The 15500-nt window shown below is 38.3% G+C and carries 13 protein-coding genes; all 13 read left to right on the forward strand.

From position 1 onward, the window contains the following. Window positions 1–41 precede the first annotated feature (41 nt). The 13 genes from I0Q91_RS12140 to fumC all read left to right on the forward strand — a co-directional run bounded on the left by I0Q91_RS12140 (window position 42) and on the right by fumC (window position 15457). Window positions 42–1556 carry an ABC transporter substrate-binding protein gene (locus tag I0Q91_RS12140; RefSeq protein ID WP_270454851.1) on the forward strand — a complete coding sequence of 505 codons (1515 nt, stop codon included), beginning with the start codon at window positions 42–44 and terminating at the stop codon, window positions 1554–1556. A 97-nt stretch (window positions 1557–1653) separates the two neighbouring features. Beyond that, on the forward strand, window positions 1654–2574 hold the full coding sequence (nikB, locus tag I0Q91_RS12145) for a nickel ABC transporter permease (RefSeq protein ID WP_270454853.1): 921 nt from the start codon (window positions 1654–1656) through the stop codon (window positions 2572–2574). A gap of 23 nt (window positions 2575–2597) precedes the next feature. Continuing rightward, window positions 2598–3500 carry an ABC transporter permease gene (locus I0Q91_RS12150; RefSeq protein ID WP_270454855.1) on the forward strand — a complete coding sequence of 301 codons (903 nt, stop codon included), beginning with the start codon at window positions 2598–2600 and terminating at the stop codon, window positions 3498–3500. Window positions 3501–3756: 256 nt separating this feature from the next. After that, a complete protein-coding gene (locus I0Q91_RS12155; RefSeq protein ID WP_270454856.1) occupies window positions 3757–4623 on the forward strand; it encodes a MurR/RpiR family transcriptional regulator in 867 nt (288 codons plus the stop codon). 22 nt (window positions 4624–4645) lie between these two features. After that, entirely contained in the window at window positions 4646–5596 is a 951-nt protein-coding gene (locus I0Q91_RS12160; protein ID WP_270454857.1) for a GNAT family N-acetyltransferase, read from the forward strand. A 2-nt stretch (window positions 5597–5598) separates the two neighbouring features. After that, the gene (locus I0Q91_RS12165; protein ID WP_270454858.1) at window positions 5599–6846 is read left to right on the forward strand and encodes a serine hydrolase domain-containing protein; all 1248 of its coding nucleotides are present in this window, start codon (window positions 5599–5601) and stop codon (window positions 6844–6846) included. 1 nt (window position 6847) lies between these two features. Beyond that, a complete protein-coding gene (locus tag I0Q91_RS12170) occupies window positions 6848–8080 on the forward strand; it encodes an anhydro-N-acetylmuramic acid kinase (protein ID WP_270454859.1) in 1233 nt (410 codons plus the stop codon). An 84-nt stretch (window positions 8081–8164) separates the two neighbouring features. Continuing rightward, window positions 8165–9877, forward strand: a complete 1713-nt coding sequence (ptsP, locus tag I0Q91_RS12175) for a phosphoenolpyruvate--protein phosphotransferase (protein WP_270454860.1) — start codon at window positions 8165–8167, stop codon at window positions 9875–9877. A 2-nt stretch (window positions 9878–9879) separates the two neighbouring features. Beyond that, a complete protein-coding gene (locus I0Q91_RS12180) occupies window positions 9880–10419 on the forward strand; it encodes a nitroreductase family protein (protein ID WP_270454861.1) in 540 nt (179 codons plus the stop codon). Window positions 10420–10565: 146 nt separating this feature from the next. Further along, window positions 10566–10979 carry an NADH-quinone oxidoreductase subunit NuoE family protein gene (locus I0Q91_RS12185; RefSeq protein ID WP_270454862.1) on the forward strand — a complete coding sequence of 138 codons (414 nt, stop codon included), beginning with the start codon at window positions 10566–10568 and terminating at the stop codon, window positions 10977–10979. An 18-nt stretch (window positions 10980–10997) separates the two neighbouring features. Further along, on the forward strand, window positions 10998–12230 hold the full coding sequence (locus I0Q91_RS12190) for a complex I 51 kDa subunit family protein (protein ID WP_270454863.1): 1233 nt from the start codon (window positions 10998–11000) through the stop codon (window positions 12228–12230). Beyond that, window positions 12227–13957: an NADH-dependent [FeFe] hydrogenase, group A6 gene (locus I0Q91_RS12195; RefSeq protein ID WP_270454864.1), complete on the forward strand. Its 1731-nt coding sequence runs from the start codon at window positions 12227–12229 to the stop codon at window positions 13955–13957. The genes I0Q91_RS12190 and I0Q91_RS12195 overlap by 4 nt, the downstream gene beginning before the upstream one ends. Before the next feature lie 114 nt (window positions 13958–14071). Further along, window positions 14072–15457: a class II fumarate hydratase gene (gene fumC / locus I0Q91_RS12200; protein ID WP_270454865.1), complete on the forward strand. Its 1386-nt coding sequence runs from the start codon at window positions 14072–14074 to the stop codon at window positions 15455–15457. Window positions 15458–15500 lie beyond the last annotated feature (43 nt).

Consider the following 15500-nt stretch of genomic DNA (forward strand, 5'->3'; position numbering starts at 1 on the left):
AGAAGGTAATGGAATTAAAACAAACATGAGGAGGAATTGATGTGTTAAAAAAGAGTATTATAGTAGTTATGACATTTTTATTGGTTCTAGGTTTTATGGCTCCTGCACCTGCAGCAGCTGAGGCCAGAACAGATCTAATCTGGGGTGGTCCTCAGGATCCAGATTCACTGGACCCGAGACTGACAACTTCTGCTTATTCAGAAGAGGTATTGGAATTAGTCTTTAATTCATTAATCTATCCTAATGCTGATTTGGAAATGGAATTTGACCTGGCAACTGATTTAGAAACTCCTGACGATACTACCTATATTTTTTCATTAAGAGAAGATGTAACCTGGCATGATGGTGAGCCTTTTACCGCCCATGATGTTGTCTTTACCTATGAGACTATGATGAATGAAGATTTTGGTTCACCTCATAGAACTAGAATCGATATGGATACTATTGAGGCTTTAGATGATTATACAGTTAAAATAACAACTGCTGAGCCAAATGCAGCAGCCTGGACTGGTTTCCGCCGCTTTATTGTTCCAGAACATTTAGCCCCTGCTGACCCTTATGATGAGGGTGAAGGCACCTTTGCTTTTAATCCAGTTGGAACAGGACCATATACATTAGCTGAATGGAATCCTAATGATTTTATAAGACTGGAAAGATATGATGATTATTTTGATGGACCTGCTAATTTAGAGACAATTATTCGCCGTGATATCCCAGAGGGAGAAACCAGACTTGCAGAATTATTAGCAGGGAGCATTGATTTTACACAGCCTCCAGAAAGAGATATAGATATGATTGATGAAGATCCAGATTTTACTCTGCAGATGTCAGGGACTTTAAATTATTTCCCTGTGGCTATAAATCATGCCCATCCAGATCATGATATTTTAAATGATGTTAGAGTTAGAAAAGCATTGAATTATGCACTTGATAAAGAGGCTATAGTTAGTCATGTCTGGCCAACAGCTTCAGTTATGCATAACCCTATTATTGCTGGAACCTGGGCCTATGATGAAGAGGCAACTTATAAATATGAATATAATCCTGAAAAAGCTAAAGAATTGTTAGCAGAAGCTGGATATGAAGATGGTCTGGAAATAACAATCACAATGTCCAATAGCACTGAGAATGTTCAGTTTGGAGAAATTGCCAGAAGTTATTATGAGGCCGTAGGTATAGAGCTTGTAGCTGATACTATGGAATTTAGTGCAGCCTTATCAAAAATTCTCGATGGTGATTTTGAGTTATATCATATGGGCTCAACTGGCATGTATGATCCCCATGATTTCATGAATAGATTTACACATGGTGAAGGTGTTACTGGTTATAATAATCCTGAGTTCAATGAATTAGTTGATCAGGCAGTTAGGATAATCGATGATCAGGACGCCAGAAGAGAATTGTATTCAGAAGCACAGAGGATTATGACTGAAGACGCATATAATGTTCCTTTAAGAAATAGCCAGATGTGGATGGCCTGGGACAGTGATTTCAATTTTGATTATAACTATGTTGAGAGAAGTCGAAATCTTATCGATGCCTACTGGTCAGAATAACTGAAATAGATAATTTGTTAATATAATAAAGGGCAGGCAGTATGATCTGTCTGCTCTTTTTACAATCAATAAAGATTTTTTGAGGAGATGTTGCTGGATGCATATTTATATTTTAAAAAGGATAATTCAGGTGATTCCTGTACTTCTGTTAGTCACATTGATTACTTTTTCATTGGTACATTTAACTCCTGGAGATCCTGCTATTATGAGAGCAGGTGAGGATGCTACAGCTGAACAGGTGGAGTCCATAAGAGAATCAATGGGTTTAAACCGGCCAGTACATATGCAGTATTTAAACTGGATTGGAGGGCTTTTTCGTGGAGATTTAGGATATTCTCTCCAGGATGGTAGACCGGTTTTTATTACCCTGATTAGAAGATTGCCTGCTACCATCCAGCTAGTTATAGCATCTTTTATTGTCTCTATTGGAATTGGGATACCAATAGGTATTCTTTCTGCAGTTAAACAGAATACCTTTGCTGATTCATTTGCCAGGATATTTGCGCTTTTAGGTTTATCTATGCCTAATTTTTGGATAGGTTTAATGTTAATGCTTTTATTATCATACAGGTTAAGGCTTTTGCCTGCCAGTGGTTCAGGTTCAATGCTCCATTTGATAATGCCAGCAATAGCTTTGGGTTTACCTGCGGCAGGAGTTATTACAAGGTTAACCAGGTCCAGCATGTTAGAAGTTCTCAAAGAAGATTATATCAGAACTGCCCAGTCAAAGGGATTAAAAAATCAGACTGTTATTTATAAACATGCTCTCAAAAATGCTATGCTGCCAGTAATTACTGTAATAGGCATACAGCTAGGCTCCCGGCTTGGAGGTTCTGTTATAATTGAAAGTGTTTTTGCTTATCCTGGAATTGGTCGATTTGCTTACCTCAGATTATTGGCTAGAGATTATCCCATGATTATGGGTAATTTACTTATTTTTGCTTTTATTTTCATACTAATTAATCTTTTAACTGATATTCTTTATGGTTTTATTGAACCCAGGATTCGCTATGAATAATTTGATGATTGGAGGAATAGCTAATGCAATCGACTGAAAAATTAAAAGATAATAAATCAGGAAAAGATAAAAATGAGAAAAGGAGCATGAGTTTTCGTAAAGATGCTTTTAGAAGATTTAAAAAGAGTCCAACAGCTATTGTAGGTCTAATAATTGTTATTATATTTATTGGTATTGCTGTTTTAGGACCATATATAACCCCTCATAATCCCTTTGAACAGAATATAATTAATGCCCATCAGGGACCCTCTGCTGAATTCTGGTTAGGCACTGATTTTTTTGGTAGAGATATTTTAAGTAGAATTATTTATGGGGCAAGAATTTCTTTGATGGTAGGTTTAAGCGTTGTAATGCTTCGGGCAGCCATAGGAATTATTGTTGGCTTGATTGCCGGTTATTATGGTGGCTGGATTGAGAATATCTTAATGAGAATAGTTGACGCCTTTATAGCATTTCCTGGAATAATTCTGGCTATGGCTATAATGGCAATTAGAGGTCAGGGGATAGAAAATGTAATTATTGCTCTAACAGTTGTCGGTTGGCCAACCTTTGCCAGACTTGTTAGAAGTGAGGTCATTTCATTAAAGGAAAGAGAATATGTCTGGGCAGCTAAAGGGATAGGCTTAAATGACATAAAGATAATGATGAATCATATTCTGCCAAATTGTCTTTCTACTATTATTGTTTATGCAACTCTAGGTATAGCTTATCCAATAATAGCAGAGGCCGGCTTAAGCTTTTTAGGCCTGGGAGCAACACCACAACAGGCAACCTGGGGTTTCCAAATGTCACTTGAGCGTCAATATATGAGAACTGCCTGGTGGGGGGTAACATTTCCAGGTTTATCCCTTATGACAGTTGTTCTAGGTTTTAATCTGCTTGGTGATGGACTCAGGGATATACTTGATCCAAAGATGCGGGAATAGTTTTCAAGTTTTTGTTTATTAGATTGACCAGGCTAATATTTTCTAAGATATATATGATTTAGAGATCTCGACTGGGAGTAAGCTGACAGTCGGGATTTTTTATTGCACGTTTTTATTATAGAGCAATAATATTTTTTTATTAATAAATAAGATTTTATGAAGGTATTTTATATTTTAAAGAGAATACTATTAATATGGATTATATTAGTTGGTTAATGATTAAAAGGTTTCTAATATACAAAGGAGGTTTTTATTTTTGGGAAACTCAAATCGGTTATCAAGAGAGATATTACAGATAAAATCACATATGGACTCATTGAAACCAGCAGAAAAGCGAGTTGCTGAGTATGTAATGGAACATGCTGATGAGGTAGTTTATTCTTCGATTACAAATCTGGCAAATGAAATTGGCGTCTCAGAAGCGACGATAGTTAAATTCTGTCAGCGAGTGGGGTATTCTGGTTATCAGGAACTAAAAATTATGCTGGCCAGATCTGATCGAGAATCTGATGACCAGGAGATAATTTATGGGGCAATTGAGCCTGGAGATTCAATTGGTCAGCTTAAAGATAAACTATTTCAGATCTATGATGAATCGCTCGAGAGTACACATAAGTTAATTGATGATGGTTTATATCAGAAAGTAGTGGAAAAGATTTTATCGGCTAGAAGACTTTATTTCTTTGGTTATGGGGCATCTGGAATAGTTGCAAGGGATGCTGAATTAAAGTTTGTTAGAATTGGCCTGCCAGCCATTGCTATGACTGACAGTCACAATCAAAAAACAGTGGCTTCACTATTAAAACCAGATGATTTAGTAGTGGCTATCTCTGACTCTGGACGGACAAGGGAATTAATTGAGGTTCTCGATATTCTAGATGAAATTGATTGTCAGCGGGTTGCAATCACCTCCCAGGTTGGTTCACCTGTCAGTGAAAGGTCTGAGATAACCCTGCTGACTTCTTCAAGGGAGACTCCTTATAGAGGGAGCGCAATAGCCTCAAGAATAGCCCAGCTTGCAGTGATCGATATTTTATTTCTGGCGACAGCACTTGCAAATCATGATGAAACAACTGCAGCTTTGCAAAAGACTAGAGAAGCAATGCAGATCAGCAAAGAGTAGAGACTGGAGGATATAACATAAAATGATAATAAAAGAACTAAAAAAAGTTGAAGATTTAGATGCAGGAATTAAACTATGGAACAAGAATTATACTAAATACAGCCTTGAAAGAGATTTATATCGTCAGAATTTGCTGGCTCCATATTCAGGCCTTCAGATTAGATTATTTGGAGGTTTTGAGAATAACAGGCTAATAGCTTTTGCAGCTATCAAGCAGCCAGTTGAGGAGCTAACTAATTATGTTGGCCCAGAAAGAGGCTGGATTTCTCTGCTTGTTGCTGAAAGTGGAGCTGGTTCTACTGACTGGAAAGAACTGCTAGCTTATGTCACTAAAGAACTTAAAAATTTTGGAGCTAGATTTATTAGTTATGGCCAGGATCCCCAGAACTTCCTGCCTGGATTGCCAGTAGATTATGAATCTGAAAAGACTGCCTGGTTAGAAGCAGGTTTTCAGGATGCTGGTCTGGAATCTGATCTAAGAAGAGTTTATAAATCAGAGCCTGATGCTAGAGACTTTTCCGATGATAGTTATCTGGTTCGTCAGTCAGAAGTGACTGACAGGAGAAATTTATTAGAATTTTTAAAAGAAGAGTTTCCAGGCCGCTGGCAGTATGAAGCTGAAAATATTAGTTGCTGGCCTGGGGGTATTCAGGATTATTATTTACTATTAAAGAAAAAGGCCATTATAGGTTTTGCCAGAACTAATCGCCAGGATGGGTTTTATAGAGGCCCTAATGTTAATTTTGGAGGTGTTTCTGGAGAGACATTTGCAGGATTAGGCCCTCTAGGTATTGCTGAAAACTGGCGAGGTCAGGGTTTAAGCACTCCTTTTTTACAGCAGATTTTAAAACAATTGTATAATGATGGATATAAAGAGATAACAATCGACTGGACTACTCTTGTAGAATATTATAAAAGATTTGGTTATGAAGTTGTTCATCAATATATTCCTCTCCAGAAGGAGTTGAATTAAAAATGAGAAATTACTTTAAAAAGCAGGTTTCTCGTAAGGGCAAAGCTTCAAAGATTTCCAGCTCCAAAAAAGCCAGGGATTATAATTTAAAACTAGATAAAGTTGCCTGTAATGAAATTAATCAATTTATGGAAACTGCAGTCGAGTCAGGTGTTTTTCCTGGTGCTGTTTTAGGTATTGCCCAGGGAGATAAATTGATTTATAGTCAGGCATTTGGCAGGAAATCATATGATGACGATTCCAGGGTTAAACTTGATACAGTGTATGATCTAGCCTCGTTGACAAAGGTTTTAATAACTACAACCGGGATTATGCAATTAAATGAAACAGGGAGGCTAAATCTCCATGATTATTTAAAAGACTTTTTTCCTGAGATAAGTAAAGAGCTTGAAGATATAAGGGTTGATCAGTTAATGACCCATACCTCTGGTCTGCCAGCAATAGTTCAGTTATGGAAAGAGCCTGGAGATAAAGAAGCAGTTCTGGAATATCTATTGAATTTAGAACCAGAAGCTGAGCCAGGTCAACAGATTGTTTATAGTGATCCTAATTTCTTACTTTTAGGTTTTATTATAGAGAAAATTTTAGGTTTAAGCCTTGATGAATATGCCAGAGAATATATAATTGGTCCTGCTGGCCTTAAAAAGACTGGCTTTAATCCATTAGATAATATTGAAGATCTGACAAAGGAAAATATTGCTCCAACTGAATATTGTGACTGGCGGGAGAAACAGATTCACGGTGAGGTTCATGATGAGAATTGTGCTTTTCTTGACGGTGTTAGTGGCCAGGCCGGTTTATTTTCAAATGTTAATGATTTAGTTAAACTGGTGGCAATGATCTTTAACCAGGATGAAAAGGAAATTAATCTTTTATCACCGGCCAGCAGTAGAATCCTGGCCAGGACTTATACCAGAAAGAATGGTGAAAGACGAGGGTTAGGCTGGGATAAAGGAGGCAATATTAGGTCTTCATCTGGAATATACTTTGGCAGTAAAGCCTCTGGTCATACTGGCTTTACTGGAACATCAATCTGGACATTGCCAGAGAGTGGATTGACTGTGATTCTGCTTTCAAACAGAGTTAATGGTGGCAGAGAGAACCAGGAGATTATTAAACTAAGGCCTAGATTGCACAATTTGATTTATAGCTTACTGAGTGAGGACAACCATAATACTGAGCCGATTGGATTCCAGATAGCTAGAGATAATGACAATAATGATTTTTCTTCAGGATTAAAGGAGAGATAAGATGTTAAAGATTGCTGGAATAATGTCAGGTACATCTTTAGATGGGATTGATGTGGCAATAATTGAAACTGATAGGTTCGAGAGCTCTAAAGTAGAAATTATAGATTATTTTCAAAAAGAATATCCTGCAGAAATAAGAGAAAGAATTGATAAGATGATAAATAATCGTCACCTGGATGCAGGGATGGTTTTAGAAGAAGTAGCCAGTTTGAACCTGAAGCTTGGAGAACTCTATGCTGAGGCAGTCAGGACAGCCAGTTCTAAGGCTGGACTTCAATTATCAGAACTTGATTTAATTGGCTGTCATGGCCAGACTGTTTTTCATAAACCTGGTGGCAGCAAGACTGTAAGCCTCCAGCTTGGTTCTGGATCTGTTATAGCTGAGCGGACCGGTGTTGATACAATTACTAATTTTAGGCTTAAAGACATCGCTGCCGGTGGGGAAGGAGCTCCCCTTGTGCCATTAATTGATTTTTTATTATATCGAAGCAGCCACAGCCATCGCTTTTTAGTAAATATAGGCGGAATTGCCAACTATACCTGGCTGCCAGCTGATTGCAATCGCAGGGATGTTAGAGGGAGTGATACTGGTCCAGGTAATATGATGATAGATGCTGGAGTTCAGTTACTAACTGATGGTAAGTCGAATTACGATAAAGATGGAGCTATAGCCAGCCAGGGTGAGCTCGATCAGATTTTATATGACCGTCTTTTTAAGCATGAATTTTTTGATAGAGCATACCCACGATCAACAGGACGGTATGATTTTGGCAGACAATATACTGAGAAAATGGTAAAAGAGGCTTATGCTAGAGGTGTAAAAGATATTGATATTATAAGGACTTTAACAGAGTTTACTGCCAGTTCTCTGGTAGAAAGTTTTCAGGAGGAACTTGCTTCAGAAGAAATGATAACTTTAAAAAAGTCTGACTGTCTTGAGGTTATTATAAGTGGCGGTGGGAGTCATAATACAACTCTCCTTGAGTTAATTGAAAAAGAGATATCTGAAAGATTCCATAATTACCGAACTGACTTGATTTCTCTTGCAGATAAAGATTATAGTCAATATGATATTCCGGCAATAGATGCCGATCAGAAAGAGGCTGTGGCCTTTGCACTTTTAGCCCGGGAATCTATCATGAAAAGACAGGGAAATCTTCCTTCTGTTACCGGGGCAAAAAACCCTGTGATTACAGGAGATCTGACACCTGGTGATACCGCTGACTTTGAATAGATGCTTTTTATCATCTAGATATATGTTATAATTAATCTAATCTTAGGTAAAAAGTTTGATTAAGTATATAAAAGGAGAGATATCATGGAAGGAAATCAGGGAACTGCTGCTTCTCCTGGAATTGCCATTGGCCAGGCTCTTATCCAGGAAAGACATGAATTTCAGTTTGTTCAAAAAGATATAGAAGAGGCAGAATCTGAACTTGAGATTAAAAGATTTTATCAGGCAATTGCTGAAGGTAAAGAGGATGTAAAGGATTTGAGGCATAAGGTTAAAAAAGAAGTGGGCGCCCAGGAGTCAGAGATATTTACAACCCATATTCAGATAATGAATGACCCAGAATTTCATAATTTAGTTGAAAAAATTATTAGAGAGGAACAGGTAACTGCTGAAGTTGCCGTTCAAAGGGTTATTAGAAATTTTGCTGCTCAATTTGCTGAAATGGAAGAAAGTTATATTAATGCCAGGGAGACAGATATAAAGGATATTGGAGATAGAATTTTAAGATTGCTCCAGGGAATGGAACTTGATCAGAGCTTGATTGAAGATGAAGTCATTTTAGTTTCCTATGAACTTACTCCCTCAGAGATCGCCAGGTTAGATACAAATCGTGTTATGGGGATTGTTCTGGCTGAGGGTTCAAGAACCTCCCATACAGCAATTCTTGCCAGATCTCTCGAGATCCCAACGGTTGTGGGCCTTGGAGCTGAGGTTATCAGCCAGATAGGCCAGGGAGATGAATTAATCGTTGATGGCGATGATGGTTTGATTTTTATCTCCCCAGATGAAAAGACAATTTCTAACTATAAAAAAAGATATCAGGAACTGGAACTCCGGGAAAAAGAGTTAGAGAAATATAAAGATATGAAACTGGAGAGAAAAGATGGCAGGAGAGTTTATGTAAATGCCAATATAGGCGGTACAGTCGATCTCGGGCCGATGCTGGCCAGAGGTGCTGATGGAATAGGACTTTTTCGCACTGAGTTTCTCTTTTTAGATAGAGATGACCTCCCAGGTGAAGAAGAGCAGTTTCAGATTTATAAAGAAGTAGTTGAAAAAGTGGGAGATCGTCCAGTTGTAATCAGGACAGTGGATATCGGTTCAGATAAAAAACCTGAATACCTTGAATTTCCAGAAGAGATAAATCCAGCGATGGGTTATCGGGGGATTAGAATTTCTCTTAATAATAAAGATTTCTTTAAAACTCAGCTTAGAGCAATTTTAAGGGCATCTAAATTTGGAAATGTTAAGATAATGTATCCGATGATTTCAGCTATTGAAGAGGTCCGCAATGCCAATAGTGTACTCCGTCAATCCAGGCTGGAATTATTAGAAGAGGATGTTGAGATTGGAGATCCAGAAATAGGGATCATGATTGAAGTGCCCTCTGCTGTTGCAATGGTCAGAGAACTGGCTGAAGAAGTTGATTTTTTAAGTATAGGTACCAATGATTTAGTCCAGTATACTCTGGCGGTAGATAGAACTAATGAGAAGATTAAAGATCAGTTTACTCCTTATCATCCGGCGATTCTAAGAATGATTACCAGAGTAGCTGCTGCTGGTAGAGAGTTTGATATACCTGTGGCCATGTGTGGAGAGGCAGCTGGTGATAAGTTACTAATTCCATTCTGGCTTGGAATTGGTATAGATCAATTAAGTATGAGCCCGGTCTCTATTCTTCCAGCCAAAGAGACAATAAATAAGTGGCTCAATCGAGACAAAACAGAATTAATTCAGAAAGTTTTACAGATGCCAACAGTAGCGGAAATTCAATACTATCTGTCAAGGAGGGAATAATTATGTATATGAAATTATTAGAAGAGCGGAGAAGTATTCGTAAATATAAGAATCAGGAGATTGAAGGTGAAAAGATTCAATCTCTGCTCCAGGCAGCCTTGCTTTCGCCTACATCCCGGGGAAGTCAGCCCTGGCAGTTTGTTCAGGTTGATGATAAAGACCTCCTCCAGGAGTTATCTGAAGCTAAAGCAGGAGGTTCATCATTTTTAGCCGGGGCAACGCTAGCAATTGTAATAGCTGCAGACCCTGAAATTAGCGATGTCTGGGTTGAAGACTGTTCGATTGCAGCTACCAATATTCAGATGGAAGCTGTTGATTTAGATCTTGGCTCCTGCTGGATTCAGATTAGAAAAAGGCAGCGGCAGGACGGCAGTGATTCAGAAGAGTATGTTAAGGATGTATTGAATTTACCAAATAAATTAAGAGTTGATTCGATTATTGCCCTGGGTTACCCGGATGAAGAAAAAGAAAAGTATGATCTTGACGATCTACCATATAATAAAATCCATTATAATCGCTATGGTCATGAGGTTCCTGAGTAAAAATAATAATTTTATATCTAAAAAACTTTGCCCCTGTAGAGATCTTGCAGGGGCAATTTTAATCCACACAAAGTATAAATATACATGAAAAAGTGTATATAATACTAAATTCTTTTGTGGTATAATTAACTTGAGGAGGTGAAAAGATGAAAACCCAGGAGATTCTTTTAGAACTTCTGCATAATATCCAGGAGACCTATGGTTATATTCCAGAAGTGGAGATTGACAAACTGGCAGAGAAATACAATCGTCCCCGAGCTGAACTGTATGGCGTGATAAAGTTTTACTCTCTATTTCATACTGAACCGACAGGCAAATATATTGTTAGAATCTGTGATAGCTTATCCTGTTATTTGCACGATTCTCATCAACTTGTAGAATCGGTCTCAGAGTACCTTGGCCTGGAGAATGGAGAGACAAGTGAAGATAGACTATTTACCCTGGAGATTGTTGAATGTCTCGGCTATTGTGGTGAAGGCCCGGTGATGATGGTTAATGATGAAATCTATACCCATCTTACACCTGGTCAGGCATTAAAGATTTTAAAGAAAGTCAATTAAATTCAGGAGGGGATTTCATTGGTTACTGAGCATAAATTATTAATGGGCCCTCCGCTATTAAAAGCAGAAGAATATGATTTTAAAGGTTTACAAAAAGCTTTAAAGCTGAGGCCTGAAGGGATTATTGATGAGATTAAGAAGTCAGGTTTAAAGGGCCGGGGTGGAGCAGGATTTCCAACTGGAGTAAAATGGGAGCTGGCATTAGCAGAAACTGGAGAGAAAAAATATATTATCTGTAATGCAGATGAAGGTGAACCAGGCACATTTAAGGACAGGTATCTTTTAGAAGAAAGACCACTCAAGGTTTTAGAGGGTATTTTAATTGCTGCCAGAGCGATTGGAGCAAATGAGGGTTTTATTTATATTAGAGGAGAGTATACTGAGCCAATAAAAATTTTTAAAAAAACTATAGAAGAAGCAGAGAAGCAAGGAGTTTTAGGAGATAACATCTTTGGCTCAGATTTTAATTTTAAATTAACTTTAGTTCGGGGCGGTGGAGCATATGTCTGTGGTGATGAAACTTCCTTGATTAATTCGATTGAGGGTAAGCGAGGTATTTCCAGAATAAAACCACCATATCCTATTCAAGCAGGCTTATTTGACAGGCCAACAGTTGTTAATAATGTTGAGAGTCTGGCAGCTGCAGCTGAAATAATTAATCAGGGTGCAGATTATTATACTGGGCTTGGAACAAAAAATAGTCGGGGAACTAAATTAATCTGCCTCAGTGGAGATATTGAAAAACCTGGAGTTTATGAAGTTGAGTTTGGTTCAACAACTCTCAGAGATATTCTATATGAACTTGGAGGAGGACCGTTAAAGGATGATAGCTTTAAATTCATTATTCCTGGAGGACTTTCAACTGCAGCCTTAACTATTGAAGAATTAGATTGTCAGTATAGTTATGAGGGCATTGAAGCTGCCGGTTCCAGTCTTGGTTCAGGGGCAATTATAGCAATCGGTCAGAAGCACCAGCTATTAGAAATCCTGCAGAGAGTTGGGCGTTTTTATATGGATGAAACCTGTGGAACCTGTTTTCCCTGCCGGGAGGGGAATCGCCATATAGATTATATTTTCAAAAAGCATCATAATGGCAAATTTTATCAGGAAGATGTAGATATTTTAGCTGATATTGGCAAGGCAATTTCAGGGGCTGCCCGCTGTGGCCTGGGACAGACTTCATTATCTCTGGCTAGATCATTATTTTATAAATTTCCTGAAGAGTTGATTATTGGAGGTGGTCAGAGATGATCAAGTTGATTATTGATAATCAAGAAATCAGCGTTGAACCTGGAACAACTATTTTGGAAGCTGCTAGAGCAGCTAAAGTTAAGATTCCAACACTCTGTTATGAGGAAGAACTTTCTGTCTTTGGTGGCTGCCGTCTCTGCATCGTTGAAGTCGATAATAAAGATAGCTTAATGCCTGCCTGTGCCACTGAAGCTGAGGATGGCATGGTTATTAGAACCCACACTCCTAAAGTCAGAGATATTAGACAAACCATTTTTGAGATGATTATAGCTTCACATGATATTAGCTGTGAGCTCAACTGTTTGACCTGTTCCAGAGCTTCTAGTTGTGAATTGAGAGAGGTAGCTGAAGACATTGGAGTTACAAGGATGAGACTGGATCCAATTATTAGAGGTCATAGCAAAGATTTTTCCAGCTATGCTATTGCCAGAGAACCTAATAAATGTATAACCTGTGACCGATGCATCAGAAAATGTCAGGAGATTCAGGGGATCGGGATCTTTGCAAATGCAGGCCGGGGTCCTGAGACAATAGTTACAACCTTTGAAGATAGAGGCATTGGAAATGTGGAATGTACAAACTGTGGCCAGTGCATTATCTCCTGCCCGACGGGTGCGCTTCATGAAGTTTATCATTATGATAAGGTCTGGGAAGCTCTATATGATGAGAGCAAACATGTTATTGTCCAGACTGCCCCTTCAGTCAGGGTAGCTATTGCTGAATCCTTTGGGGCAGAGCCTGGTACAGTTGCAACAGGTCAACTGGTTGCAGGTTTAAGAAGACTCGGTTTTGACAGAGTTTTTGATACTAATTTTACAGCTGATCTGACAATTATGGAAGAAGCAACTGAAGTCGTTAAAAGAATAACTGAAAATCAAGATCTACCAGTTTTTACATCCTGTAGCCCGGGCTGGATTAAATTTATAGAACATTTTTATCCTGAATATTTAGGGCATCTTTCAACAGCTAAATCTCCACAACAGATGTTTGGAGCAATTGCAAAAAGCTATTATGCTGAAGAATCAGGGATACCGAGGGAAGATATTGTTTCTGTTTCAATAATGCCCTGTACTGCCAAGAAATTTGAGGCTCAGCGGCCTGAAATGGGTGATGATGTAGATTATGTTCTGACAACCAGAGAGGCAGCAATGATGTTTAAGTCAGCAGGACTTAACCTCTGTGAGCAGGATGAATCAGACTATGACGAACTACTGGGCTTTTCCAGCGGCGCTGCAGATATTTTTGGAAATACCGGTGGAGTAATGGAAGCTGCTTTAAGAACAGCCTATCATATTATAACAGGTGAAGAACTTGAAGATATTGAAATCAATGCTGTTAGAGGTTTAGAGGGGATTAAAGAGGCCAGTATTAAGATTACTGATGATCTTACAGTGAATGTAGCTGTTGCTAATGGACTGGCTAATGCCCATAGAGTTATGGAGATGCTTAAAGAGGGTAAAGAATATCATTTTATAGAATTCATGGCCTGCCCAGGTGGCTGTATTGGTGGAGGTGGCCAGCCGCTGCCGACTGGAAATACTACCAGACAGGAAGTCCGAGAAAAGAGGCAGAAAGCTTTATACCAAATAGATCATACTAAAAAGATTCGCCGTTCCCATGATAATCCAATGATCAAAAAATTATATGCTGATTATTTAGGAGAGCCTGGAAGTCATAAAGCACATGATTTACTTCATACAAAATATACAGCTAGAGGAATAAAATAAAGTTATTTTTAAATTTTTAACTTGCTAAATTACTAAAAATTAGTATATAATTAAAGTATAAGAGTTAATAATGCTTATATTCAGTTAGTCATAATTACAGGGGGAAATAAATTCATGGATTCAGAGTTTCGTTTAGAACAGGATTCACTAGGAGAAGTTAAGGTTCCCAAAAAAGTTTATTATGGTGCTCAGACAGAACGCTCAAGAAATAATTTTCCAATTGGTAAAGAAAAGATACCAGAGGAGGTAATAAAAGCTTATGGCATGGTCAAACTGGCTGCAGCCAGGGCCAACCATCAATTAGGTAAACTTTCAGAGGAGAAATTAGAACTTATTGAAAGAGTTACAGAAGAAATAATTACTGGCAGGCTGGATGACCATTTTCCATTAGTTGTCTGGCAGACAGGTTCTGGAACCCAGACCAATATGAATGTCAATGAAGTTATCAGTAATCGGGCTTCAGAGATTGCAGGCAATGAACAAGGATCTCATGATCCCCTTCATCCTAATGATGATGTGAACATGTCTCAATCATCCAATGATACTTTCCCGACAGCAATGTCTGTCGCCGCTACCCTAGCTATTGGAAAAAAATTAAAACCGGCCTTAGAAAATTTTCATGAAACCTTAGAAGAGAAGTCTGAAGAATTTTCAGACCAGATTAAAACTGGTAGAACCCATCTAATGGATGCAACCCCGGTCAGCCTGGGCCAGGAATTTTCAGGTTATGCCAGCCAGGTACAACACGGACTTGGTCATCTTGAAGATAGTCTTGCTCATCTAAAGGAATTGGCTATTGGAGGTACAGCAGTCGGCACCGGGTTAAATACTCCGGAAGGTTTTGACAATGAAGTTGTATCCAATCTTAATCAACTGACAGGATTTAACTTTAAAGCAGCCCCAAATAAATTTGAAGCCATCGCTGCCCATGATAGCATTGTTAATTGTAGCGGGGCTTTAAAAACAATTGCAACCAGCCTTATTAAAATTGCCAATGATATTCGCTGGCTGGCATCTGGTCCCCGTTGTGGTCTGGCAGAAATAGAAATCCCGGCTAATGAACCAGGGAGTTCAATTATGCCAGGTAAGATAAATCCAACCCAGGCAGAAGCCCTGCTCCAGGTTTCTTATCAGGTAGTTGGAAATGATACAGTAATAAATCTGGCAGGTTCCAGTGGCAATTTTGAGCTTAATGTTGCCAAACCAGTTATGATTTATAATTTATTGCAGAGCATTAATCTCCTGGCAGATGCCGTAAAATCCTTTGAGAAAAGATGTCTTAAAGGAGTTAAACCTCTTTCAAAAAATTTAAGTAAATATCTCAACCGCTCATTAATGCTGGTGACAGCTCTAACTCCATTAATTGGTTATGAGAAAGCTGCAGAGATTGCAAACAAGGCACACAGAGAAAGTAAAACTTTAAAAGAGGTAGCTGTTGGGGATGGTTATCTGACTGAAGAAGAGTTCGAAAAAAATGTTGATCCTGGCAGTATGATCTAATTTAATCATTATTTTATAGAATTTATTCCATAAAGTAAGGAGT

Source organism: Halonatronomonas betaini (genome assembly GCF_015666175.1).
In the GTDB taxonomy this organism is placed as follows: domain Bacteria; phylum Bacillota; class Halanaerobiia; order Halanaerobiales; family Halarsenatibacteraceae; genus Halonatronomonas; species Halonatronomonas betaini.